At 40.8% G+C, this 26,292-nt stretch carries 20 protein-coding genes; 11 read left to right on the top strand and 9 right to left on the bottom strand.

The genetic code is table 11. From position 1 onward, the window contains the following. Window positions 1-3: 3 nt before the first annotated feature. Window positions 4-1,644, top strand: a complete 1,641-nt coding sequence (locus LV83_RS13175; RefSeq protein ID WP_111612010.1) for a L,D-transpeptidase family protein — start codon at window positions 4-6, stop codon at window positions 1,642-1,644. A gap of 225 nt (window positions 1,645-1,869) precedes the next feature. Beyond that, window positions 1,870-3,525, top strand: a complete 1,656-nt coding sequence (locus tag LV83_RS13170; protein ID WP_111612009.1) for a L,D-transpeptidase family protein — start codon at window positions 1,870-1,872, stop codon at window positions 3,523-3,525. Here LV83_RS13170 and LV83_RS13165 read toward each other — a convergent pair. Beyond that, on the bottom strand, window positions 3,505-4,194 hold the full coding sequence (locus LV83_RS13165) for a murein L,D-transpeptidase catalytic domain family protein (RefSeq protein WP_111612008.1): 690 nt from the start codon (window positions 4,192-4,194) through the stop codon (window positions 3,505-3,507). The genes LV83_RS13170 and LV83_RS13165 overlap by 21 nt on opposite strands. 301 nt (window positions 4,195-4,495) lie before the next feature. Between LV83_RS13165 and LV83_RS13160 the strand changes: the two genes are divergently transcribed. Both LV83_RS13160 and folE read left to right on the top strand, forming a co-directional pair. Beyond that, the gene (locus LV83_RS13160) at window positions 4,496-4,906 is read left to right on the top strand and encodes a 6-pyruvoyl trahydropterin synthase family protein (RefSeq protein WP_111612007.1); all 411 of its coding nucleotides are present in this window, start codon (window positions 4,496-4,498) and stop codon (window positions 4,904-4,906) included. After that, window positions 4,866-5,570 (top strand): GTP cyclohydrolase I FolE, encoded by a 705-nt coding sequence (folE, locus tag LV83_RS13155; protein WP_111612006.1) that lies wholly within the window; start codon window positions 4,866-4,868, stop codon window positions 5,568-5,570. Before LV83_RS13160 ends, folE begins: the two co-directional genes overlap by 41 nt. A 246-nt stretch (window positions 5,571-5,816) precedes the next feature. Here folE and LV83_RS13150 read toward each other — a convergent pair whose 3' ends face one another. Next, window positions 5,817-8,276, bottom strand: a complete 2,460-nt coding sequence (locus LV83_RS13150; protein ID WP_111612005.1) for a glycosyl hydrolase 115 family protein — start codon at window positions 8,274-8,276, stop codon at window positions 5,817-5,819. A 369-nt stretch (window positions 8,277-8,645) separates the two neighbouring features. On the opposite strand from LV83_RS13150, the gene LV83_RS13145 reads away from it, so the two are divergent. The 3 genes from LV83_RS13145 (at window position 8,646) to LV83_RS13135 (ending at window position 11,590) form a co-directional block, all read left to right on the top strand. Then, window positions 8,646-9,779, top strand: a complete 1,134-nt coding sequence (locus LV83_RS13145) for a hypothetical protein (RefSeq protein WP_111612004.1) — start codon at window positions 8,646-8,648, stop codon at window positions 9,777-9,779. A 37-nt stretch (window positions 9,780-9,816) separates the two neighbouring features. Further along, window positions 9,817-10,515 (top strand): SDR family NAD(P)-dependent oxidoreductase, encoded by a 699-nt coding sequence (locus tag LV83_RS13140; protein WP_394335804.1) that lies wholly within the window; start codon window positions 9,817-9,819, stop codon window positions 10,513-10,515. Window positions 10,516-10,582: 67 nt separating this feature from the next. After that, window positions 10,583-11,590 (top strand): phosphotriesterase family protein, encoded by a 1,008-nt coding sequence (locus LV83_RS13135; protein WP_111612003.1) that lies wholly within the window; start codon window positions 10,583-10,585, stop codon window positions 11,588-11,590. A 120-nt stretch (window positions 11,591-11,710) separates the two neighbouring features. Here the strand turns inward: LV83_RS13135 and LV83_RS13130 are convergent, their stop codons facing one another. Further along, window positions 11,711-13,420 carry a M28 family peptidase gene (locus LV83_RS13130; protein WP_111612002.1) on the bottom strand — a complete coding sequence of 570 codons (1,710 nt, stop codon included), beginning with the start codon at window positions 13,418-13,420 and terminating at the stop codon, window positions 11,711-11,713. Window positions 13,421-13,679: 259 nt separating this feature from the next. Between LV83_RS13130 and guaA the strand changes: the two genes are divergently transcribed. The 3 genes from guaA (at window position 13,680) to hemL (ending at window position 18,301) form a co-directional block, all read left to right on the top strand. Continuing rightward, complete coding sequence (gene guaA / locus LV83_RS13125; RefSeq protein WP_111612001.1) at window positions 13,680-15,209, top strand: glutamine-hydrolyzing GMP synthase; 1,530 nt, start codon at window positions 13,680-13,682, stop codon at window positions 15,207-15,209. Window positions 15,210-15,352: 143 nt separating this feature from the next. Further along, on the top strand, window positions 15,353-17,002 hold the full coding sequence (locus tag LV83_RS13120; RefSeq protein WP_111612000.1) for an ABC transporter substrate-binding protein: 1,650 nt from the start codon (window positions 15,353-15,355) through the stop codon (window positions 17,000-17,002). Window positions 17,003-17,005: 3 nt separating this feature from the next. After that, window positions 17,006-18,301, top strand: coding sequence for a glutamate-1-semialdehyde 2,1-aminomutase (gene hemL, locus LV83_RS13115; RefSeq protein WP_111611999.1), 1,296 nt, complete (start codon window positions 17,006-17,008; stop codon window positions 18,299-18,301). Between the two features lie 30 nt (window positions 18,302-18,331). Here the strand turns inward: hemL and LV83_RS13110 are convergent, their stop codons facing one another. Continuing rightward, the gene (locus tag LV83_RS13110; RefSeq protein WP_111611998.1) at window positions 18,332-18,541 is read right to left on the bottom strand and encodes a type II toxin-antitoxin system HicB family antitoxin; all 210 of its coding nucleotides are present in this window, start codon (window positions 18,539-18,541) and stop codon (window positions 18,332-18,334) included. Then, complete coding sequence (locus tag LV83_RS13105) at window positions 18,538-18,795, bottom strand: type II toxin-antitoxin system HicA family toxin (RefSeq protein ID WP_111611997.1); 258 nt, start codon at window positions 18,793-18,795, stop codon at window positions 18,538-18,540. Before LV83_RS13105 ends, LV83_RS13110 begins: the two co-directional genes overlap by 4 nt. Before the next feature lie 179 nt (window positions 18,796-18,974). Between LV83_RS13105 and LV83_RS13100 the strand changes: the two genes are divergently transcribed. After that, on the top strand, window positions 18,975-19,328 hold the full coding sequence (locus tag LV83_RS13100; RefSeq protein ID WP_111611996.1) for a Spx/MgsR family RNA polymerase-binding regulatory protein: 354 nt from the start codon (window positions 18,975-18,977) through the stop codon (window positions 19,326-19,328). Between the two features lie 20 nt (window positions 19,329-19,348). Here LV83_RS13100 and LV83_RS13095 read toward each other — a convergent pair whose 3' ends face one another. The 4 genes from LV83_RS13095 to LV83_RS13080 form a co-directional block, all read right to left on the bottom strand. Further along, entirely contained in the window at window positions 19,349-20,731 is a 1,383-nt protein-coding gene (locus LV83_RS13095) for a c-type cytochrome domain-containing protein (RefSeq protein WP_111611995.1), read from the bottom strand. 37 nt (window positions 20,732-20,768) lie between these two features. After that, window positions 20,769-22,274, bottom strand: a complete 1,506-nt coding sequence (locus tag LV83_RS13090; RefSeq protein WP_111611994.1) for a DUF1501 domain-containing protein — start codon at window positions 22,272-22,274, stop codon at window positions 20,769-20,771. Between the two features lies 1 nt (window position 22,275). Further along, window positions 22,276-25,017 (bottom strand): DUF1553 domain-containing protein, encoded by a 2,742-nt coding sequence (locus LV83_RS13085; RefSeq protein ID WP_111611993.1) that lies wholly within the window; start codon window positions 25,015-25,017, stop codon window positions 22,276-22,278. Between the two features lie 248 nt (window positions 25,018-25,265). Further along, window positions 25,266-26,213 carry an NAD-dependent epimerase/dehydratase family protein gene (locus LV83_RS13080; RefSeq protein ID WP_111611992.1) on the bottom strand — a complete coding sequence of 316 codons (948 nt, stop codon included), beginning with the start codon at window positions 26,211-26,213 and terminating at the stop codon, window positions 25,266-25,268. Window positions 26,214-26,292 lie beyond the last annotated feature (79 nt).

The following is a 26,292-nucleotide window of genomic DNA, read 5'->3' as shown; positions in this document are numbered from 1 at the left end:
TTTATGCACAAGCACCTGCTGTTATTACTGCTCCTGAGTTTTGCTCCGGGGCTTTTTTGTGTTGCTCAAACTACAGATTTACAGGATAATATCAGAATCAGGTTAGAGCTAGACCAGCCAGATGTTCCATTAAATGTGCGCCAGAATGAGCTTTTTGCCAAAGGCGAAATACATCAATTTTATTCAAATCGTCTTTTCAGCCCCGCTTGGATAGAAAGAGGTGCGCTTACAGAATTGGCGTATGAACTTCGGTTTGAGATTATGCAAAGCAAGTTTGACGGACTGAATCCAGAAGATTACCATTTGAACCTAATAAATGTATTTTTCACTCAATTTGAGTACAACAAGAAGCAAAAGATTTCCAATGACTTAGATGATTTGGCAGACTTGGACTTGTTGCTTTCTGACGCTTTTTTCAGACTGGCTGCAAACTTGGAAATTGGTAAAGTGAATCCTCAATCTCTGGCGGGAGATTGGGAAATCAAAGCTAAAGAGGCAAAAGTCTCTTACAATGAGTTGCTTGAAATTGCAGCGGAGAGAAAGCAAATCAGACAAACGCTTGAAACGCTCTACCCAATTATGACCATCTATAAAAAAGGGCGTGAGGTGATTCGAGCATTGGATGAAATCCGCAAGCAGGATACGCTAAACTGGAAAGCAGTAAAAGTCTCGAAAACTATTAAAGTTGGGGAGACTCATGGAGGAATTCCAAACTTGAGAGAGCGTTTGGCTTTTTGGAAATTTTTGGAACCTTACGTTTTTGAAGATGAAAAGCAGTATGACTCTACCATGTTTTTGGCTGTTCAGAAATTCCAACAAAGAAATGGCCTAGAACCTGACGGGGCATTGGGTAAAAACACGATTAATACCTTAAATCAATCACCCTCAGCTTTGATCGACAAGGCGTCGGTGAATATGGAACGACTTCGCTGGCTTCCCGACACGCTTCGTAGTGCAGAAATGATCTTGGTTAATATTGCAAACTATCAATTGGATTACTTGAATAACCGAGATACACTTTTTTCTACACGAGTGATCGTAGGCAAGAAATATCATGAATCCCCAATTTTTTCATCTGCGATGAGTTACATCGTTTTTAGTCCGTATTGGAATCTTCCAACTTCCATCGTGAGAAATGAAGTGATGCCAGCAGTGCGAAAAAATCCGAATTATCTTACTCAGAAAAATATGGAAGTGGTGACTTTCTCTGGCAAATCCGTTGACCCATCGACGGTAAATTGGAGTGGGAAATCCATCCCGTACATGGTTAGGCAGAAGCCAGGTGCTACAAATTCCTTGGGATTGGTGAAATTTATGTTTCCAAATGAGCATAGTGTTTACATTCACGATACGCCGGCCAGAAGTCTGTTTACCAGGGAAGATCGGGCACTCAGTCATGGATGTATTCGGATTCAGAACCCGGCTGATTTTGCTGCGTTGTTGCTGAAAAGCGATGCTGCATGGACACCTGCGAAGATTAACACGGCCATGCATCAAACTCATGAGCAGATTGTTACGCTGGATCGGAAAATCCCAGTCGTGTTACTTTATTTGACATTTTGGGCTGATTCCAAAGGACAAGGTCATTTCCGTCAGGATATCTACGATAGAGATGCTGAGGTTTTGGAAGCTCTTCGGAAGTAGTTTTTTAACCACAAAGCACGCGAAGGAAACACAAAGAGCTAATTCGAACCCCAAGTTGGGTAATTGCAGTCGCAGTGATCAGTCTCAGCAGATTTTACTTTATGATTTGAATTTTTCTTAACGTGTTGAAAATGAATTAGAAGTATTCAGATCTACTGCTTTTAATGATTAGAATTTTTAAGCGTACGAACTTTGTCTAATGGAAGGTGATACAAATCGCTTTTTATGAATAAGAAAATAATTATCCCAATCGTGGCAGTCTTTATCCTAGTCATCGGATCAGTCTGGTTTTTTAATCAGCGTAGATCTGACTTGAAAGATGAGCTGCAGGCAAATCTTAATGGAGGAGAGAGTGGTGTTCTAGCCACTTCGAATTATGCTTCCGAAATTCAAAGCTTTTATGCCTCTAGAGAATATATGGAGGTTTGGCTTTTTAATGGCTCACTTTCGGGTGCTGGCGAAGAAATGCTCACCCAGATAGAAAACTCCAAATATGATGGCTTGTTGCCAGATGACTACAATATTAATGAGATCTATGCTAAGTCGTCTAATCCAGATGACGAGGATAAGAAATTCAGAAATTTAACCTCAGAAGAAAAAGTAAAGTTGGAGCTTTTGCTCACAGATGGATTTTTCAACTTAGCCCATGACTTGGAATTTGGAAAAATAAACCCATCCAGCCTGGATCCTAACTGGAAGTTTGAGGAGAAAGAAACCGATGTGAGTTATACTGCACTTCTTGAAGAGGTTGCGAATGGAAGCTCCGTTGAAAAGACTTTTGAAAGTTTATATCCAAGTTCAGCGTTGTATGCCAAAGGAAGAGAAGCCATTGAGGAGCTTTATGAGATTCAGAAAAATGATACGCTGACTTGGGATTTTGCTAAAGTAGAAGGAGCTATTAAAGTAGGAGAGAAGCATTCAGCTATTCCAGCTTTGCGAAAGCGATTGATATTTTGGGATGTATTGAAGCCATACGATATGGAAGACCCTACACTTTTTGATTCTACTATGTTTGCAGGTCTTCAGAAGTATCAGATGTCAAATGGTATGAATCCTGATGGGGTGATCGGCTCTTTGGTTGCAGAATCATTAAACAATAGCCCTCAAAATCTCATCGATATTGCTTCCATAAATATGGAGCGGCTGCGTTGGATGCCAAAGATGGATTGGGATCAGGAGATGGTACTCGTGAACATTGCCAACTACCAGTTGGACTACTTGAAAAAACAGGATACTGCTTTCACCGCAAAAGTGATTGTGGGAAAAGAATACAACGAGTCACCGACATTCATGGCACCGATGAGTTACATCGTATTTAGTCCGTATTGGAACATTCCTGAATCGATTACCAATGATGAGATAATTCCTTCAATAGAAAAAAATCCAAATTATTTGGCTCAGAAAAACATGGAGATAGTTAGCGGAAGCGGAGAAGTAGTAAAGGCTTCAAAAGTCAATTTGGCCAAAGAAACTGGCTATAGAGTAAGACAGAAGCCAGGAGGAGATAATTCCCTAGGTCTGGTGAAATTTATGTTCCCTAACGATTACAATATTTACATACATGACACACCTGCCAGAAACCTATTTGAGCGGGAAACAAGAGCACTAAGTCACGGATGTATCAGAATTCAGAATCCAGATCAATTCGCGAAAATCTTATTGAACGATAGTTCTTGGGATGATGAAAAGATCCAAACGGCCATGCATCAGATGAATGAGGAAGTAGTGGAGTTGGATAGAGAAATCCCTGTCGTGTTAGTTTACATGACTTTTTGGGCTGGAAAAGATGGGAAAGCTAATTTCCGATCTGATGTATATGAAAGAGATTCAGCCCTATTGAAAGCGCTAAAAAACACCAAATCAAGCCTTAATGAGGCTTGATTTGGCTAAGTAATTGTCGTCTTTTCCGAAGATAAAAAGTAAAGAACCATCTTTGATGAGATCTATAGCTTGTGCAGAAAGCTCGGTAGGAAGTGCTGGACAACCTAGACTTCTTCCCAATCTACCGACAGACTTAGCAAAATCCTCTTTGGCATAATCAGCACCATGAATCACAATTGCCCGGTTTCTTGCTTGATCATTGAAGCCTTTTTCTAGTCCATCAAGTCGAAGAGAATAGCCATGTTTACCTGAATATGTTTCGGCAGTCTTGTAAAAACCAAGGCTACTTTTGAAGGATTCTGGAATATTTGAGAAAGTTTTTGCCATCAAATCTCCTGAGTTTCTTCCGTGAGAAACCACAGAATTTAAAAGAATTTCGCCTTTTTCAGGATCTATAATCCACATTCTTTTTGCCGTAGATGGAAGGCTGAAATCAATTACTGTCAGTATTTTTGACTTGAGATTATCTTTCATTTTGTCCCATCCTTGGATAGCCAAATTGAAAACTTCCTCAGAAGGTAAAACTCCATTTTTGGCAATTAAAGCATCATAAGTCACCGAGACTGGGTTGATGGAAGTAACTGGATATAAGCTGTTTTCTTTGAAATCTGGATTGGGGAAAATTCCTATGAATAGGAGGAAGGTAATCGCAAGAGTTTGTGAAAGCATAAGCATTTGGGTAATAATGTAAAGTTAAGAGGATAACCTATGAGGACAAACGAGGAATTGATCAGTCTCTTATGATTTTGATCATTAAATTCATCATTTGGTTTCGGGAACCTTCTCAATAGCTTTATCCGTTCTTGTCTTGGCTTGATGAGTTCTACAGTCGATTTTGGTACCACATATTATTCTGTAATTTTGCGTTCCCAAAATTAATAAGCTGTAAAGCAGACCCATACCAGTTGTCTAACAGATAAAAAGAAAAATAATTCAAACAAAAACAGAAAAGTGGCTGTTTCAGCAATCAATGAAAGTATCAGTTTATAGAAAAGAACATTTCAACGCAGCGCATCGTCTTCATAACCCTGAGTGGTCTGACGAACAAAATCAATCTGTTTTTGGTAAGTGCAATAATCCCCATTTTCATGGTCACAACTATGAATTGATCGTAAAATTGAGAGGGGAAGTAGATCCGCGAACTGGATATGTTTACGATATGAAAGTGCTCAGCGATTTGATCAAAGAGCATGTCTTAAGAAAATTAGATCACAAAAATTTAAACCTGGATACCGATGAATTCAAAGAACTTAACCCAACCGCTGAGAATATTGCAGTGGTTGTTTGGAATATTTTAAGGGAAAAAATTGATCGAAAATTCGAGTTAACAATTCGACTTTATGAAACAGAAAGAAACTTTGTTGAATACGATGGGAATTAATATCGCAAGAGCATCTGCTGAGGATATTGGAGATGAGCATGTGGGAACTTCCCTGGAAACTCCACTTCGAGAAGATGCTTTCGAAATGGATGATGAGCTGAAAGTCGAATTGATTGAGAAGCATTTCAGAGAAATCATGCATATCATGGGATTGGATCTCACTGATGACAGTCTGAAAGGAACTCCACATCGTGTAGCAAAGATGTATGTGAAAGAGGTTTTCAGCGGATTAAATCCAAAGAATAAGCCACTGGCAAAGCTTTTTGAAAATAAATATAAATACAATGAAATGCTCGTGGAGAAGAATATCACCTTCTTTTCCCACTGCGAGCATCACTTCGTGCCGATCCATGGCAAAGCTCATGTCGCTTATATATCTAATGGAAGCGTAATCGGACTATCAAAAATCAACCGAATTGTGCAGTATTTTTCGCAGCGCCCGCAAGTTCAGGAGCGGCTGACCATGCAGATCGGAAACGAACTAGTAGAAGCGCTAGGCACAGATGATGTGGCCGTGATCATGGATGCAGATCACATGTGCGTGAGCTCTAGGGGTGTGAAGGATACGACAAGTTCTACTCTGACCTCTTTCTATTCAGGTAAATTTGAGAAGGACGAGCAATCCAGAAATGAGTTTTTGAAATACATTAGTCTTGAAAAATAATTTAGAAAGCAAGAACCAACATGAAACCGAGCTAAGAGGCTCGGTTTTTTTATTTTTTTACAACAAAGGACTCGAAGAAAGCGCGAAGGAGCGCTGGGTTTATTGTCTTGCCTAGCAAGGGGTAGGACTGGTTTTGTCTCTAGATAGTACTATCATACTATTCCTTTCTGGTCAATAAGGTAGACATTCCTTTGGGCGAAGTTGGGATTTTAAGGTAGGTGCTGTATGAAGCTGTTGGTCATTCTGTCATTTCACTATTTCATAGAATTTCTCCTGCCCCTCTTGACTAATAGCAAGTTGATCTAGTACTATTCCAACTTGATTGACTGATATTTTCAGACTGTGTTTCTCTGGTTTATCAATGAGGATCGGGTAAGTCACTTTTACAAAATTCCTCAGTACATTTTCCTTCCACTCTTCAGTTCTTCCACGAGTATTTAAAGAGTACTCTTTGGGATCCTGATCATCGATTGATACCCATATCTTCTGATCAAAATTGTTTGAATGAGTAGGTAATAATCGCAGTTCCACCACATACTTTCCTGGATTTTGCAGGTCAAATTGATATTCCAAGAATGGTTTTTCTGATTCAAATAGCAGGTTTGCAAAAGGGAATAGCGTCATAGCGGCATTGCTATAGCCTAATCCTTCCACTGCTTTCCATTGGTAATTGGCTGCACCTTGGGCGTTAGAATATTCATTTCCCTGCATAAAAATAGGCGGAGAAAGAGTGGGATCTCCTGCTGTATTTTTGCTCTCAGGCAAGAGGTCTGTCTGATGATAGTTTGGCATGGAGAAAACAGGTAGGTCTCGAGGATGCATAGACATCATTTTATTCCACTTACCATTGCTGATTTTAAGGTTATATTCTTCGGTAAGCACAACAATATTATCGTATGCTTGTTGCGATTGCTTCGCGAGTTTATCCTTTAGTTCACTAGTTGTATTGAGGTATGATTCCTGAGCAAGGATAAATTTCTCATTCATTAGCGCAGCGCCTTTTATTGGGTATTCTACTAATTGGAAATAGGCGTTAAGACGCTCTTTGGATAGGGAAGACTTTATCGCATTTACTTTTTCAACCAGCTTAGCATAAGCTTCTAGTCTGCGGTTTGCTTCCTCGGAGTTAAACTCCGTGATCCTTGTTGTGGTGGTCGGCTCAGTTTGGCTCCATCCCATATATTCGGGTTTGCGTAGAAATGCCAAACGATAATATTCCGCAAAGATCTTGGCGATCTCTTCCCCATGGGCTTCCCCAAACTCTCGAGAACTCCAAGCCTTCAAATGGGAATTTATGGTAGTTTCAGAGATGCTATTGATGTCCCAGGCTAGGTCTAGGAAAAACTCTATATCGTATTCAGCAGGCTTAATATCTCCTACATTGGCAATCCATAGTTTTTTGGCTCCGTTTTGATAGGCTCTGGTCATTTCATACCAAATCAAACCAGGCTGTGTGGTAGAGAGCCAGAGGTGATCATGAGGTCTACCCCAATAGCTCAAATGATAATATACACCGCTGCCACCTTTTCTACTTTGTTCTTTCTCATCACTTAATCTCCGTATGTAGCCATAATTGTCATCGGTCCATACCAACGTGATGTCCTCTGGAACTTGTAAGCCATCATTGTACAGATCCAATACTTCCTTGTAGATTGTAAATGCCTGAGGGATTTCTTCGATGGCCTTATCGATTGTGCTTGACAAAATACTCCGCTGATCCTGAAAAATTTGTTCTAGAAGTTCAACTCGCTCTTTTTGAGTAGCATTTCCTTGCATTCCTGAATCATGGATTCCCCGCATGCCCATGCTAATAATGTTGTTCCCATTTTTGGCTTGTGTAATTCGTTCTTGCCAATACTGCTTGACGTTTTCACTGTTGGTGAAATAATTGAAATCACCATAAATTTCCTCATCCCACTCATCCACATTGTTTCGGAGCATGGGTTCAGCATGTGAGGTACCTATGGAAATGTGATACTTTTCGGCCATTTCCCGATTTCCTGGAATGCTAAAAAAGGCCTTAGTGGAAGGATGCATCGCTGGCCATATAGTGTTAGCCTTCAGGCGAAGCAGCAATTGAAAGATCTTTTCGTATGTTTTGGGGCCAATATCTCCAGTTTCTGGTTCGAAGGTATTAGCTGCCCAAGGTTGTAATCCCCAATCTTCGTCGTTCAAAAAAATCCCTCTGTACTGCACGGATGGACTAGCTTCAATTCCTCCGATAGGCAATTTCAATTCGACCCCTTCACTTTTCTCAGGATGGACATCTGCCCACCATTTCCACGGTGATATACCGATTCGCTCTGCAAGTTCAAAGATCCCATATACAGTGCCTCTAATGTCGCTGCCCACTATGAAGAGATTTTCCTCATGCTTATTGATAAGGAATTTTTCCCATTCACCGTTTAAATTTCTATTGAGCTTTTCGGGTAAGGATTCAATTAATGGATCATCAAACTTCCCTATATAAATTCCTTTGTCCTCTGGATTGAATTTATCAGTATAACTAATTGTAACTTCTGTTCCGAGTATGAACTCTAAGTCCTCTGCAAGGTCATTAGCTGCCCATTTCACCAATTCATCGGAATCTTCGCTGATGAAAATGGACCTGTTGGATGAATTTTTATCGATGACAAAATACTCGCTAGTATCTGAATTACATGAAAATGAAAATATTACTAACAGGTGAAAAATATACTTTTTCATAGCTATAAGCTTATTTTTATTAGAGAGTTTTTTAACTCAGAGATTTATCATGAGACACAAGTAGCACTCAAATTGAAGTTTAAATCTAGTGAATCAATTAACGGACACAAAGATTTAGTCTAAAACAGCTAATTTGTGAATATTCTAATTTCGTCAAAATGGCCTAATGAATGGGGTCCTTTTATTTGATTATTTTTAGGGAATCTTGGCTGAGCTTTTTTCAACTTTGGGGCAATCTCAGTGTGCTTTGGACTCGGTGATAACTCATTGAATTGATATGGAAGAGGTAATAAACTAGTTTTTCAAAAATTTGACTACTTTACCTACTGCGAATTATCGGAAAATCTAAATTGTTAGTAAACCACACCTATGAAGAACTTTTTACTCCTACTTCTTTTCGCAGGACTTCTAGCCTGCAGCGAAAAGACACAAGAAACGCAATCGAAAGCCTATATTCCCGAATTGGTGATTACCGATAGTTTGGTGATAGATAACCTTACCCAATTAGCTCTGATAGATGTGAAGGAAGATCATTCCGAGTATCTGTTTTATGATTTCAAAACCAATGAGTTTTTGAGAGTCGATAGTTCAGGAGAAATATTGATGAGAGCTAACCGAACGGGGGATGGAAAAAATAATTACAAGTCATCGTATTTCTATACGGCGAATTTTTCAGGAAATGATGAAATTCTGCTGACTACAAGTTCAGAATATTTCAGGTATGATCTCAACTTTAGCTTGAAGGAGAGCAATCCTTTGGAGTTTACGTTGTTAACCAGAAAATCAGGTAAAAATAGAGCTGCTCAATCATATGGAAATTATTTGTATACATTTTCTGTGGAAGTTGAGGACATGGATAAAGTTTATAATTCAGGAGTCCTTAATATTTCCTACCCCTTATTGACAATAAGGGATTTAGCTTCTTTAGAGCGCTTAAGTGCAGATTCTCTTCCCAAGGAAAGCCAGCCGGCAATTCATAATGGCATGTTTCTTAGTTTGGATCCAATTGTACAGTTTAGAAAGGATGAAATGTTTGTGCTTTTCCCAAATTCCCCAGAAATATATGTGTATAATTTTCCTGAATTAAAATTGAAGTCTTCATGGGAATTGAGTCCTCCTAAAGAATATAAGCAGACTTTGCCAACAGCTTCCACACAAAATTTTGATAGTTTCTTCAATGACCTAGCAGGCTCTCAGTACATCGGTTTCACCTTTTCAAATGATCATTTAGTTGCCATGTTCGAAGGAGCTGTGCCACAAGAGGAGGTAGATGCATTACCGAGAAATGTCATAGGTGATGAGCGGTATATGGCTTTGGAGAAAAAATATAAAAGCAGAACTTACTATCAGATATTTCAAGATGAAGAAAAACTCTGGGAAGGAACATGGGATGTAAATCTCAACTCTGTACGCAATGTGCTGTATTCCTATGCTAAGCCAGGTGAGGACCCAGAAGCTGTGGAAAAGGACGTCCAGACCATTTATTTTTATGAGTTGAAATAGGATAAATTTCAAACAATAGTCCGTTCAAACTGCTTTAATGAGAAAAGAAAAAGCAATGAAAGGAAAGAATATTGTCATCATCGGAGGGAATTCAGGAATCGGTAAAGCTGTAGCAGAATTAGCAGATAAGGAAGAAGTAAATCTGTTTCTCTATTCCCGAAGCGGTGAAGGGAAAAATAAAATCGATATAACAGATGAAAGTGCAGAACTGCAAGATTTGCCTGAAGTAATCGATGGCCTTGTTTACTGTCCGGGTTCGATCAATTTGAAACCATTTCACAGAATCTCTATGGAGGATTTTAAAGCCGAGATGGATGTTAATTTTTTTGGAGCTGTCAAAACCCTTCAGGCCTGTATGAAAGGCCTGAAAAAATCAGGTAAAGGCTCTGTGGTTTTATACAGTACTGTTGCAGTGCAAACTGGAATGGGGTTTCATGCTGGGATAGCATCTGCAAAAGGAGCTATTGAAGGATTAGCTAGATCCTTGGCAGCAGAATGGGCACCGAATAGCATCAGAGTAAATGCTATCGCTCCTTCTCTGACGGATACTCCGCTAGCAAAGCAATTGGTGAGCAGTGATGAAAAACGTGCTGCTTCAGATAAGAGACATCCTTTAGGTAGAATAGGTACTCCTGAGGATATCGCAGAAGCTACTTTGTTTCTTTTGGATGATAAGTCATCTTGGGTCACTGGGCAGATATTGCACATAGACGGAGGAATGTCTTCTTTAAAATAAGGAGTCTAGCGTAAATCAAGCTGTAAATCTCTTGGCATTGCGGGGAGTAGTTGCTTAGATTTATTAAATGAAGCATTCTCTACTAGTTGGACTAAGTCTACTGATCCTTTCTTTTTCCTGCTCCAAGCCTAATTCTGAAACCAGTTACATTAATACTGTTTCTGGTTTGATTTCGACAGATTCCATGGGGCTAACATTGATTCATGAGCATATGCTGGTGGATTTTATCGGGGCAGATTCTGTTTCGCCAAATCGCTATTCCCACGAGGAGGTAATCGATAAAGTATTGCCTTATTTACTCGAAGTGAAGAAATATGGAGTAAAGACCATTTTTGACTGCACACCTTCTTATTTGGCAAAGGATCCAGTTTTGCTTAAAAAACTGACTGAAAAATCCGGAATTCAACTCATCACAAATACTGGACTTTATGGCACTCAAAATGGAAAGTTTTTGCCTGATTATGCATTTACTGAAACGGCCGAGCAGTTGTCGGAGAGATGGATAGATGAATTTAAAAATGAGATAGAAAAAACAGGAATCAAGCCCGGCTTTATCAAAATATCTGTTAATGAGGAGGATCCTTTAAGGGAAATGGATGCGAAATTGGTCAGAGCAGCTGGATTGACTTTTAAGGAAACGGGTTTGAAAATCTATTCCCATACGGGAACTTGGAAGACTGCGATACAGGAAGTGGAAATCCTTCAAAATTTGGGTGTGGACCCTTCAGCTTTTGTGTGGGTTCATGCGCAGGCTGAGCAGGATTTCCAGAATTATCTGGATGCTGCTAAACTTGGAGTTTGGATCAGTTGGGATGGAATAGGTTGGAGTATAGATGAATATGTTGAGCGATTACTTTTTGCAAAAAAGAATGGTTTTCTAGATCAAGTACTGATTTCCCACGATGCAGGTTGGTATGATCCAGCCAAGCCTGATGGAGGAGATTTTGTGCCCTTTACTAATATCTTCGAAAAGCTGATGCCGACTTTAAATGCTCAGGGTTTTGATGAAAGTGATTGGGATCTGCTGCTGGTAGGGAACCCGAAACGAGCTTTTCGAAACGAGCAAATTCAATGATCAATTTTCAAATTCAATGACCAATAATGAGAACCAATAGTTTTGGTTGAGATAAAACAGGGTTTAGAGAATAACAATGAAGAAAGTGTCGTTGCACCGCTGCGTCGCCGCGAGTAAATACTAAAGCTTCGGTGCATGAGCCTTTATCCCTTCTCTCGCCAATACAATTCTTCTCAGCGTTTTTTCATCATCCGCATTCACCAAATCCTTGATTGAATCCATTGCCTTCGCGTAATAATCAGCCCAAGTGTCGATTATGAGTTGCTCATCTTCTTTGGACCCACCGTCTGCAATCGCTTTTTTGCTAAGCTGAACTTCCGTCATCAATCTTATTTGGGCCTGTGCAGCGATCATAAGCATCAGTTGATCTACGGTTCTATCATCAGCATTTAGCAAAGTGAAAGCAGATACCAAAGCCGCAGTGCCCACATTGACCATGGTTTTCTGAGAGACTTTATCCAGTCGATCGTTATCCGTGTGGTAAAACTGATCAGTAAAGTGCCAAAGCAATAACCCTGGAATGTCAGCCTGTAGGAATGGCGTATGATCAGATCCTCCTTCGAATGGATTGGTCTTTACTACCCAATTCGCATATTCTCCTTGAGCCTCGAAATTGGTGAGGATAAAATCATTCAAATAGTGAGGTTTCATCTGGTCAACTGTCATCGGAGAACCGCCCCATTCACTATGCTTGTCTTCTCCACGTGTCCAGATGGCGCTAGGGTCAGGCATTTTTTCTATCAAAAATGTACCGCCAGTTACAACCGTATTTTCACCAACCATATCCAGGGAGATTCCCCAGTTAATTTCAGCTTCTCGTTTATCTTTTTCTTCGATATATCTTCTCGTCGAAATGATCTCATCTCCCCAGAGGAAAGTTAAGGTTCGCTTCAGATCAAGTTTGCCTTGCTTCATCAACTCAGCAGTGATTTTCGCCATTTCCAGTTGGGTCCCCACGCCCGTAGCATTGTCATTTGCTCCAGGTTCTTGGATGTGAGCGGAGAAAACAAGGCTTTCCAGCGGCAAATCCGATCCTTTCACATTCGCGACAACGGTGAGTTCTTCCGATTCATAAATCTTCGTTTCGGCTTTCACCAGAACTTCTACTTTGCCTTTCGCGAGTTCAGCTTTCAGCTTTTCTTTGGCTTCGAAAGAAAGAGCAATCGCCCATGCTGGATTTTTCTCATCATATCTCATGCCTCGAAACTGAATTGAAGTCACGTTTTTCTCTGCTTGCAAATAGGAAGGCATATCATAAGTCAATACGCCAAGCGCACCTTTATCTTTTACAGCAGCTTGCAAGCTTCTGAAGCTGAGCATGTCGGAAAAAAGAATTTTCCCACTCAATTCTGTCGAAGCCAAGTCTTCTTTATTTTCTATGTAAATAACTTCACCCTGAACGCCTTCCTTCGGAGTGGAGCTCGAATACATGTAAATCATGTTTCGGTTCGTCTCCGACGAAAGCAGATTTTCAGCTGTTCCCACTATTTTCAAGGAAGAAGAAACAGGCTCCCAAGTCGGTTGTCTCATTTCCCTAGTTTCGATTCTATAAGTCAAGCGGTCTGAATCAGTAGCTTTTTCCTCCAAGATATACCCCGCAGCTTCCAGTTTCTCAGCAATCTGATACACCGTATTATTAAAACCAGTATTTCCTGCGACTCTCCAGTATTGCTCCACAAAAGAGACAGTCTCAAAAGCTAAATTTCCCTTGAATTCTGGTCTGACTAATTTGAAGTAAGGATCGGTAATTTTCTGAAGAGGGGCATTTTGGGCAAAAGAACTTGTGCTAAATATGAACAAAAAGATGGAAAGGATAGCTTTGTTATTCATGGCGAAAATGTGAGTTATAGTTGGTTTTACGTTGCTAGATACTACTTTCTGGGCTGAAAAATATAACGGTGTAGGATTTACGATCTACGAATTCTGATTGGTGGTTTCGTCAGTCCGAGCGAAGTCGAGGACAACTAAGAGAAAATGGCTTCGACTTCGCTCAGCCTGACATATTTAACAATGTACTGCTCACCAAACATTATTCTGTAAATTTTCTCAGATCATTTCCTCAGTTTGCCTGCCCTGATTACCTTTGCGCATGGCAGAACAAATCTTGATCCTCGACTTCGGTTCTCAGTACACCCAACTCATCGCACGACGAGTTAGAGAACTGAATGTTTATTGCGAAATCCATCCCTATAATAAAGTTCCAGAGATCACATCCGATATCAAAGGAGTGATTCTTTCGGGTTCTCCTTGCTCAGTAAGAGACGAGGGATCTCCTGATTTGGACTTAGATGCTTTGAGAGGCAAACTTCCGCTTTTGGGCGTGTGTTACGGTTCTCAGCTTTTGGCACAGAAATATGGCGGGGAAGTAGCTCCTTCAGAGATCAGAGAATATGGGCGAGCTAACCTTAGTCACCTTGATAATCATTTCGAATTGCTTAAGGAAATGACGCATGGCTCTCAAGTATGGATGTCCCATGGGGATACCATCAAGAATTTGCCAAGTGATTTTGATGTAATAGCTAGCACTGACTCAGTTCGTGTCGCAGCTTTCAAAATTCAGAATGAAGAAACTTACGGAATTCAATTTCACCCAGAAGTAACACACTCTACGGAAGGTAAAAATCTTCTTAGGAATTTTGTGGTAGGAATCTGTGGCTGTGCGCAGGATTGGACATCTGATGTGTTTATCGATGCGAGCATTGCAGATTTGAAAGCAAAGATCGGTTCTGATAAAGTCGTGATGGGCTTGTCAGGGGGAGTTGATTCTTCTGTGGCCGCTACCTTGATTCACCGTGCGATTGGCGATCAGCTGATTTGCGTGTTTGTAGATAATGGTTTGCTTCGCAAAAATGAATTCGAAGAAGTATTGGATTCCTATAAGCACATGGGACTGAATGTGATTGGCGTAGATGCCAAGCAAAAATTCTATGATGCGCTTGCAGGCGTTACAGATCCGGAAGCGAAGAGAAAAGCGATTGGAAATGCATTTATCGAGGTTTTTGATGAAGAATCAAATAAACTAGAAGGAGTAAAATGGCTGGGTCAGGGTACTATCTATCCAGATGTGATTGAGTCTATTTCTGTGAAAGGCCCTTCTGCTACGATAAAATCTCACCACAATGTGGGCGGATTACCCGATTTTATGAAGCTTTCTGTGGTAGAACCATTGAATACACTTTTCAAAGACGAAGTTCGAGAAGTTGGAAGAGCATTGGAAATTGTAGAGACGATTATAGGACGTCATCCTTTCCCAGGTCCGGGGCTTGGAATACGTATTTTGGGAGATGTGACAGCTGAGAAAGTAAGAACACTTCAGGAAGTTGATCATATTTTTATCAAGGGACTAAAAGATCACGGACTTTATGACAATGTGTGGCAAGCAGGAGCGATGCTGCTTCCGATTCAGTCTGTAGGCGTAATGGGAGATGAGCGTACCTATGAGAAAGTCGTTGCTCTGAGAGCTGTAGGTTCTGTAGATGGTATGACTGCTGACTGGATTCACCTTCCATATGAGTTTCTAGGTAAGATTTCCAATGACATCATTAATAAGGTGAAAGGCGTTAATCGCGTTGTTTACGATATCTCTTCTAAGCCACCAGCAACAATCGAGTGGGAATAAGACGATTTCAAATTTGAAAATGGAAACCCGGAGATAATTCTTCGGGTTTTTACTTTTCAAGGCATTTCGGCCTGAACTTTGGGTTTGAAAATAATGGGTTAAATTTGCATACCCTGTTTTGATGTTTCATTCACCACTACCTAATGAATAAATTTCTTTTAGTAATTCCGGTATTTTTCATTCTGAGCTTGGCAGTTGCTCAAATCCCAACACCGGATGCGTATCGCAAGGCTCAGTCTGAGTTGGCTGCCAAAAACTATTGGGAAGCTATCTCACTTTTCAAACAATTTACTGATCCAAAGGAATACGGAAATCTAGCAAATTACGCAGCTTTCCACCTTGGCGAAGCAGCGTTGGGAGCGAATCAACCTGGGCAGGCAATAGCAGCGCTGGAACCAATTATTGCTGGTAATTGGGCCAAGACAGATGAAGCTAAGTATCTTTTGGCAGTTTCCTATTTCAAAAATCAGCAGAACGTAGAGGCGCTTCGCACCATTCAAAAAATAAAGAATGACGAGTTGATGTCTATGGCTGAGAATGCTACTTATGATAATTTGAAGGAGGTCAGTGTAAGTTTTATGATCGCTAATCTATCTGAATTCAAAGAGAATAAAGGTTATGGAGAGGCACTTAAGCGGGTTTTGGAGAGTCAAAGTATTCTTTCTGCCACAGAGCGAGCTGCCTATTACGAATTGCAGGGGAAAGCCAATGAAAGCAAAAACATAGTAAAGGATCTAGTGTTAGATATAGTAGTGATTTTGCCGTTTACTAATTCCTCTCGCACAAGTTTGACAAGCATTCCAAAAAATGATTTTGTTTTTGAATTGTATCAGGGCCTTGAATATGGTGTTGAGCAATTAAAGAGAAATGGAATAAAGGTCAATATGCTGACTTTCGATTCCAGAAGAGATGTCGCTCATTTGCAAAACCTACTTTCTGATCCAGCCATTGCGTCAGCTGATGTGATTATTGGTCCAATCTATCCAGAAGAATCTGATTTGGTGAGTAGTTTTGCTGAAACTGCTAGAATACCTTTCGTTCACCCTTTGTCCAACTTGGGAGAAAGGTTTGAGGAGCTGGATTACAGCTATTTATTTAGACCTTCGGTGAGTTCGATTGTTGATGGAATCGTGGAGGGATTGAGAAAGCAGAACTGGGGAAAAAGAGTGGCCATAGGATACAGCAGTAGTTCGCGGGATGAAATGTTAGCGAATATGCTTCAAGCTAAATTGGGTGCTGCAGGCTTTCAATTAGTGAAATTTGAGCAGATTAACCCTAGAAATACAAGCGACTTCTTGCAAGGTTTGGGAATACGAAGAGGTGAAGGAAGCATGTCTGTGGATCAGGTGATTATGCTTACCGACGATCCATCCATTGCTCAGCCAGCATTCTCATTGATGGAGTCTATTACTGCTTCCATCCCCACTTTGGTGATGGATTCTTGGTTGGGCTTCAATTTTGCAAATTTCGAAATGCTAGAGTTTCCTAATTTCTATTTTGTAGGTAATAACACATTGAATTTCTATGGTGAACCAATGAAGCAGTTCAGAAATAGATTTTACGACAAATACCTGAGCCTACCGAGCATCAACGCTACTATTGGCGCTGAATTAATCAATTGGGTGTCGTCCAATCTTTCTGATACCAAAGGCTTTGATTTGAGGAAGAATCTAGATCAGAAAGCATTTCAAGCAGGGAAATTAACTTGGGGGTTCAACTTTCAAGGAACACATAACAATCAATACGTGCCTCTTTTTAAATTAGAAGCAGGCGAATTGAAACCATTAGATTAAACAATGAATATTTCTAAGAGTAAAGCGCTTTTTTCAAAAGCCCAAAATTTCATTCCAGGTGGCGTGAACTCGCCCGTTCGTGCCTTTAGAGCCGTAGGTGGAGAGCCACTTTTCATCAAAAAAGCTGATGGAGCATTTTTGTACGATGAGGATGGAAACAAATTCATAGAACTGATTAATAGCTGGGGCCCGATGCTCCTTGGTCATAACCATCCTAAAGTGAAGGATGCAGTGATTAAAGCGATGGAAGACGGAACTTCATTTGGTGCTCCAACTTCTCGTGAGGTGGAGATTGCAGAACTGATCGTGAGCATGGTGCCATCCATTGAGAAAGTTCGTATGGTAAACTCGGGTACTGAGGCTACTATGTCAGCTATTCGTGTTGCCAGAGGCTTTACAGGTCGTGATAAGTTTATCAAAATGGAAGGTCATTACCATGGACATGGAGACTCATTTTTGATCGCAGCAGGTTCTGGCGCGATGACTATGGGTGATCCAGATTCTCCTGGAGTGACTAAAGGCACTGCCAAGGATACCCTGATCGCTCCCTATAATAATTTAGAAGCAATTGAGGAGCTGATTGCAGCAAATTCTGGAGAAATAGCTGCTTTGATTTTAGAGCCAGTTCCAGGAAATATGGGGCTTTGCTTACCAAAGGAAGGTTACCTGCAAGGATTGCGTGACATCTGTACTAGAGAAGGAATTGTCCTGATTTTTGATGAGGTGATGACTGGCTTTCGATTGGCTAAAGGTGGAGCTCAGGAAGTTTTTGGAGTAACTCCGGATATGACCACTTTGGGAAAAATTATTGGTGGAGGAATGCCAGTGGGAGCTTACGGAGGAAAGAGAGAAATCATGGAGTTTGTATCTCCAGCAGGACCAGTTTATCAGGCAGGAACACTTTCAGGAAATCCAATTGCAATGGCTGCTGGCTTGACTATGTTGAATCATCTGAATACAGATCCAACTGTCTACGACGAGTTAACTCACATTGGAAGCAAATTGGCAGAAGGGATAAAAAGCATCAATCAGGAATTAGGGCTGAATTATACAGTGAATAGACTAGGAAGTATGTATTCTTTGTTTTTCACAGATAAGCCTGTGTTTGACTTTGAATCTGCAAAGACCTCTGACACAGCTTTATTCGGGAAATATTTCCAAGCTATGCTGAAGCGAGGAGTTTACTTGGCACCAAGTCAGTTTGAGAGTTTGTTCTTGTCAACTGCGTTGAAAGATGAGTTGATCGATCAGATACTGATTGCTCATAAGGAAGCGATGGTGCAGGTATTGGGGTTATAAATTTTTGGTTATATAAAACCAAAAGTCAAGCTAAGCATATTGGATCTTGCCTTTTGGTTTTGGCAATTTTATACCATCCTCTTTAGCTACTTTGATCCAAAGTTCAATTGCTTGCTGAGCATTTTCCAATGCCTCAGTTTGATTGTCACCATGTGCTTTGATAGATGGAAGCTCAGGAACCTCAGAAACAAAACATTCATCCTGATCACTCCAGTAAACGAAGATTCCGTATTTTCTCATTGTTTTGAAAGTTTATAATAGATAATGATTTCTCTAATTTGCTTTACTTGATAAGGTTTTGCTTTTCCGTCTTTAGTAGATTGAATATTGATCATTTCAGGAATTTCGTCCCTTTTGTATATAGTATGGCTTCCAGCACCACCTCTATCTTGAAAGCCTAGCTGAGTAAGTAACGTTTTCAAATCAGAAATGGATAAATTTTTATCTGATTTACCGGAGAGAACTTTAAGTAATAGCTTTTCAAATTTACTCATTTTGAAAAAGTTAGAATTAAATGTAGCACAAAAAGTCTTTTACATAATCAGATTTCTAAACTTAAGATAGTCGTTAAGATTTAATTTTTTACTTGAATCTTGATCGATTTTTAAGTGTTAAAAGTTGATTTTGCTGGCATTTAGACTCAAATTCGTTGACTCATAAGATTGATTAAGATATGTCCATCAAAGTTTACGGAATTAAGAATTGCAATACGATGAAGAAGACCTTCGATTTCCTCGCGGAAAAAGGAGTGGAATACGACTTCATCGACTATAAAAAACAGAAGCCAAGTTCTGCACTTTTGGAAGGGTTTTTAAAGAAAACTGATCTTTCCTCTCTAGTGAATAGGAAAGGAACGACCTATAGAAAAATGACTGATGAGCAGAAAGCAGCTTTGGAAAATGAGGAAACTGCTATCCCTATTTTGGAAGAAAACTCAAGTATGATCAAGCGTCCGGTGATTGTTTACAAAGACGGAAGCCTGAGCTTGGGTTTTGATGAGGAAGTGATTGAGGGACATTTGAAATAAATGTCTCGCGGCGAGACATTTCAATACACTATCGTATCTGTCGGCAAAGGAGGTAAGCTCAAATTTCCAGTTTCCAGATAAAAACTGAACTGCGAGGGACTTCCAGTATCGGCTACTGGTGAATCAAAAGCAAATACTTTTTCTAAAGTAGGATGAGCATCTAGAGCGGATAGCTGATCAAGGGTCACTTCGGTGTCATTGATATAAAGAAGCTTTAGATTCTTGTTCTCAACCAATTTCTCCAAGCCAGAACCTTCTATCGCTGTTTGATTAAGTTTCAATACCGTTAAGTTTGGAAGGGTAGCAATTTGCTCTAAAATAGCATCTGTGATTGCAGTTCCTGTCAGGTCTAAATACACGATTTGATTTTTTGCAGATTGCAGCATATACCAGTCTGAATCTGAAAATCCCGGGAAATTGATGCAACTGACCTTCAATAACGGAGAGTCTTTCTTCACGATTTCGGCAAAGAAGCCTTGATCTCGCAATTTCGAAATTGAGTCCTGAGGAAGCTTTGCGACATCAACGACCGGATAAAACGGTATTTCGTTTCTTTTGAAAAATGGCTCAACCAAACTCACTTTTATTGCTGATTCTCCAAGTTTAGCATTTTCAGAAGATCCTGATTCGATCCATGCTTTGATCAATTCAATTTCCTCTTTTCTCGGCTGACGTTTGTCCTTTGGCGGCATGTGATCGTCATCATCCTTCGGTAAAACTAAGCGGGAAAACAAGGCGCTCTCTTCGGGATTTCCGCTTTCCAAAATATGTCCGTCCTCACCTCCTTTTTGAATTCCGGCAAAAGAACTCAGATCCAATTCTCCTTTTAGTTTATTGGGATTGTGGCAACTCTTGCAGTTTTGATCTAAAATTGGCTGGATTGCACCTGAGTAGAATTCCACTTCCTCCCAATTATCAGCAGGGAGTTCGAGTGGTTCAGTGGTGCTTACTTCTCCTCCCAATAATGCTTGTATTTCTGGAGGTAGAACTTCAGTGAAGTAATCATCTCCATGCGTGATATTTCCTCCTAAGTGCCCTGTGATTGTTATAATCATGATCAGACTTGCTCCTTTGATTTTCAATTGAGTAGGAGTTGAAACCGCCTTTTTCAGATGATACCATAAGCCGAAGGAAAGAATGGTAGTGAAGATGCCAAGAATCAAGTGAAACTTTACCGTGTCCCAGGCATATCCCTCATTCTGATATTGTAGAAAACCGCTAATGCTTGCTAGCAGAGCGGAGATTGCTCCAAGCAAAAAAGCAAATTGGATTACAGGAGAATAGACCGCATATTTTTTTTCAAACCAGAAAATCAGAATCACTCCAAATACCAGAAAACCAATTGGCAAGTGAACCAAGATCGGATGTAATCTCCCGAATAATGGCAGGATAAAATCAATCATTCGCGAAGAGGACTTTAAAGGCTTTAGGCATGGAGGGTTAAGCTAGTATTTTATTGATCAATTCACCTTCCACATCAGTCAACCGGAAAGGACGGCCTTGAAAATCATAAGTAAACTGCTCGTGGTCAAAACCCATCAAATGGAGAATAGTAGCATGGATATCATGAACAGAAACCTTCTCATCAATACCAGAAAAACCGAAATCATCTGTTTTACCATAGGTCACTCCAGGCTTGATACCACCGCCCGCCATCCACATGGTAAAGGCATCGCCATGATGATCCCGGCCTAGGAAACTCTGGGTTTTTCCCTCTCGATTTTCTTGCATTGGGGTACGTCCAAATTCTCCTCCCCAAACTACCAAGGTGTCTTCTAGTAATCCTCTTTGTTTCAAATCAAGTAGTAAAGCAGAAACAGGTCTGTCCATTTCCCGACATTTATTTCTTAAGCCCATGTCAATCGATCCGTCATGATCTGTGCCGTGAGTATCCCAACCCCAATCGTATAACTGGACAAATCTTACGCCTTTTTCTACTAGTTTCCGAGCAAGTAGGCAATTGTTTGCAAAGGATTCTGTTCCAGGTTTGGTTCCATAGAGCTCATGAACAGACTCCGGTTCATCATTGATATTCATGACTTCAGGCACTTCAATTTGCATGCGGTAGGCCATCTCGTATTGATTTATTCTAGCCAAAATTTCTGGATCACCGTAAGCGTCAAACTCCTCTTTATTTACTGTGTTGATTGCGTCAATTACGTTTTTCTTCAAATTTCGGGACATTCCCTCTGGATCGTCAAGGTAGAGAACAGGATCACCTTTTGATCTGCACTGCACTCCTTGATAGACCGAAGGTAAAAATCCGGATCCCCAAACACTCTTTCCAGCATCTGGAGTTTTCCCTCCAGAAGTCAGGACGACAAAGCCAGGGAGGTTTTGATTTTCTGTGCCCAAACCATAAGTCACCCAGCTTCCAATGCTCGGTCTTCCTAGCCTTGGGCTTCCTGTCTGCATAAATAGCTGAGCAGGTCCATGATTGAATTGATCCGTGTGTACGGCTTTCAAAAAGGATACTTCATCTGCCATTTTCTGAAAATGAGGCATGTAATCTGAGATCCAAGCGCCGGATTCTCCATGTTGGGAAAAATTGGCTTGTGGCCCCAAGAGATTTGGAGTTCCACGGATAAAAGCGAATTTCTTTCCTTCCAAAAGTGACTGTGGAGCAGGTTGATTGTGATATTTCGCCAGCTCAGGTTTGTAGTCAAAAAGCTCCAACTGGGAAGGTGCTCCTGCCATGTGTAGGTAGATGATTGACTTCGCTTTGGCTCCAAATGGAGGTGGCAAAGGAGAAAGCGGATTCAAATCCCGCTGGCTTAAGTTTAGGCCTTTCGATCCAGCTGATGAACTAGCATCACAACCAAACATCAATGGAGCCATCGCCAGTCCGCCAACTTTAGCGACACAATCCATCAGGAAATGTCTTCTTGTTTGCTTTTCCAGCTTTTGCTGTGCAAACTCAACGAGCATTTTATCTAGATTCTTCATATCAAGGCTTGGTTAAGAATTCATCCATATTCAGTAGGGCATTTGCCACCACCGACATCGCTGCTTGCTCTGGATTGGTTGACTTATCTTTTATATGGAAAAATGAGTGAAGGGAATCTGGCTTAGTTTTATATTCTGACAAAGCTTCTTGGTATAGGGCAGAAAATGTGTTGAGTTTGACTTCAGAGATTGGCGTCAAAACCAATTTTTCATACCCATATGAAATTCCTTTTTCAGGATTAGAAGCGCCTTTGACGATCATATCTTCTGCCAAAAAGTAAGCAGCTTCCAAATAAACCGGGTCATTCAGTGTCACCAAAGCTTGAAGTGGTGTATTGGTCACAATTCGTCTGCTCAGGCAAACTTCCCGACTAGCTGCATCAAAAGATATGAAAGAAGGGTAAGGACTGGTTCGCTTCAAGAAAGTGTAAACTCCACGTCTATGCGCATCTTCGCCTTCACTTTCTTTCCAGGATTCTCCATTATAGACAGTCTGCCAAATTCCTTCCGGCTGATGAGGCTTGACACCAGGCCCATACATTTTATTACTCAACAAACCTGAAACTGCCAAAGCCTGATCACGAACTTGCTCTGCACTTAGTCTGAATCTCGGCCCACGTGCGTACCATTTGTTTTGAGGATCTTTTTTGAAAAGCTCGGCTGATACGGCGGAGGATTGCTTGTAGGTGGCTGAGGTAACTATCTCTCTGATTAAACTTTTCATGCTCCAGTTGTACTCATTCATGGTTTTCCACGCCAAGTAATCGAGCAATTCTGGATGAGAAGGAGGGTCAGATTGTGTTCCCATATCTTCCAGTGAACTCACAATTCCGCGACCAAATAGCTGGTCCCAAACTCGGTTCACAAATGTTCTTGAAGTGAGCGGGTTCTCTTTATCTGTCAACCAATAGGCGAAACCAAGTCTATTTTTTGGCCATTCAGGCCTCCATGTGTTAAATGTCTTTGGCGTTTCTGGATTAACTTTTTCTCCAAGACTCATCCAGTTCCCCCGCTCAAATACATGCGTTTCGCGAGCCATATAGGCAGGGTTTTCAATCATTATTGGAAGCATGGTTCCTCTGAAGTTCAAAGCTGTTTCCCAAGACGTCTGTACATCCTTGAAGCCAGGTTTATCTGCTCCAGGTAAGGTTGGAACAAAAGCAAACCAAACGAATTTGGCGGCGTTTTGCTGAGTTTTTACACTTGGATTTCTAACCTCAAGGTATAAATCAACAAATCCTTCAATAGGCTTAAAAGAGATCTCGCGAACAATATCACCACCGGTTTTATTGATTGGAAACTCTGCTAATATTTCCCCCTCAGGACTTCCATTTCGGATGGTCATTTTGCTACCGTCCAAGCCGGAACCGTATTGCATTAGCATTTGGTCGGAGCCTCGGGTATCTACTTTTCTCAGATATGCTGATCCATTTGCCTGAATTCCCAGCCATTTAGTATCTATCAGCTCTGCATTATTGAAGTCAACAGCATTGTGAGAAGGATACTTTGGTTCGAGATAAGTCAGAAAGTTTTTACGTGAAGTTGCAGCTTTTTCATTTTCATTTTCTTTGACCCATGCTAAAACAGATTCAATTTCTGATTTCTGTTCTGGTGAATAAAACCTAAGTCTTGGCTCTTCATCGTGCGTGTCTTCGTCTCTTGAGTTATTGAAAAATGCTAAGGACTGATAAAATTCCTCATGTCGAATCGGATCGTAAGGATGACTGTGGCATTGCACGCATGCCATCGTTGTGCTTTGCCAAACTTCGTAGGTTGTACCTACCCGGTCAAGAACAGCTGCGACTCTAAATTCCTCGTCGTTCGTTCCGCCCTCGTCATTATTCATGGTATTTCTGTGAAAAGCCGTGGCAGCCAATTGATCTTCTGTGGGATTTGGAAGTAGATCGCCTGCTAATTGCTCAATGGTAAACTCATCAAAAGGCTTATCGTCATTGAATGCCCGGATTACCCAATCCCGGTATGGCCACATCGTTCGGGAAACATCCCGTTCGTAGCCTTTCGTATCAGCGTATCTCGCGAGATCAAGCCACCAGGTTGCCCACTTTTCTCCAAATGTGGAAGAGGATAGCATCTGATCCACGGCTTCTTCATAGCTTATTTTCTTAGACGAAAACTGCTCAACTAATTCTGAAGTAGGAGGTAAACCTGTGATGTCAAGTGCAGCGCGACGTAATAATTTTAAAGGCGCTTCCTCTTTAGAAAAGGACAGTTCCTGTTCTTCTAGTTTTTTGCCCACATAAAAATCTATGGTATTTGTAGAAGAAGGGGTTTCTTCTGGAGAAAAACCAGCTGTTGTTTTGGTTTCAATTATATCTGGAGCCTGAACCGGTTCATAGGCCCAGTGTTCTCCCCATTTTGCTCCCTGCTTAATCCAGGTTTTTAAAAGATCGATTTCTTCCTTAGAAAGAGGCGAGGGCTCATAAGGCATACGCACTTCAGGGTCTGTGGCAGTAAGGCGTTTGATCAATTCGCTACCATTTGGATCCCCTGGGATTATAGCTGGATGTCCGGATTCTGTATTTGCAAAAGCTTCTTCTTCGAAAAGCACGGAGAAACCGCCGCTCTTTTTCACTCCTCCATGACAGGAAATACAGTTTTTGTTCAGAATTGGCTTTATCTGCGTACTGAAGTCAACCTCTTTCTCTTGACCAAAAATCATGAACCCAACTATGGCAATGATTACGGCAATAGAAAGAAAGCCTGCTATTTTAAGATTATTCATGGGCAATTGTATGATTCTGAAAAATAAGGAATTCTGTCTTACTTCGAAAACCAGTTATATCATTAGGCTGGTTTTGGAATAGGATAGGTTAATATTTTGAAATTTTCAGGAATATAAATTTTGTCAGAATTTGAATTTATCCTGTGATTTAAAGAATAGGAAGGAAAGTAAAATGATCAGCCTATTAGCTATTACGTGGTTTCGAAATCAAAAAAAATACCCCGCTTTTTTTGAGCGAGGTAGTGAGGTTAAAATTTGAAGTTTGGAAGATTCTCCAAGATATCCTTGGTCATAGCAGCTAAATCGTAGTCATGGTTCCAGCCCCAGTCTTCTCTAGCCCTGCTGTCGTCTATGCTGTCCGGCCAGCTATCGGCGATTGCCTGACGGAAATCTGGATTGTATTCGATTTTGAAGTCAGGAATGTGTTTTAGAATGCTTTCGTAACTCTCCTTTGGTGTGAAATTCATCGCGGCCAAGTTATAGCTGGATCGGATTTTCACCGATTCACGGGGTGCGTTCATCAGATCCAAAGTCGCTTTGATCGCATCCGGCATATACATCATCGGAAGTGAACTGTCTTCTCGAAGGAAGCAATCAAATTTTTCCCCGGCCAAAGCCTTGTGGTAAATATCCACTGCATAGTCAGTCGTGCCACCGCCAGGAAGAGATTTGTAGCCAATCAAACCTGGGTAGCGAAGGCTTCGTACGTCCACATTATATTTTTGGAAATAGTATTCACACCATCTTTCGCCCGCTTGTTTAGAAATACCATAGATGGTATTTGGCTCTTTGACGCAGTATTGAGGTGTGTTAATTTTAGGAGTATTTGGTCCAAAGACCGCAATCGAAGATGGCCAATAAACTTTGTTGAGGTTGAATTCTCTAGCGAGTTCCAAGACATGGAGTAAACTGTCCATGTTCAGTTCCCAAGCGAAAAGTGGCTTCTTTTCACCTACAGCGGATAGCACTGCGGCTAAATGATAAATCTGAGTAACGCTTTCGTTCTTAACTAAATTTCTCAGCCTGTCTTTGTCCATCACATCTAAGACTTCAAAGCGACAAAAGTCAAATTTCGATTTTGCTGATTCGTTGAGGTCAGTAGCGATTACTTGCTCAGATCCAAACTGATCTGCCAGAGACCTAGTGAGTTCCGAACCCAATTGCCCTGCAGCGCCTATTACTAGGATTTTTTCCATTGGTATCTCTTTCAAAAACTACCTGAAGACGAGCTCTAGGTTTTTGTTTATATTTGGGTTAGCGACTGCAAAAGTAAGA

This window comes from Algoriphagus yeomjeoni (assembly GCF_003259505.1).
In the GTDB taxonomy this organism is placed as follows: Bacteria; Bacteroidota; Bacteroidia; order Cytophagales; family Cyclobacteriaceae; genus Algoriphagus; species Algoriphagus yeomjeoni.
This window is presented reverse-complemented; position numbering and strand designations above follow the sequence as displayed.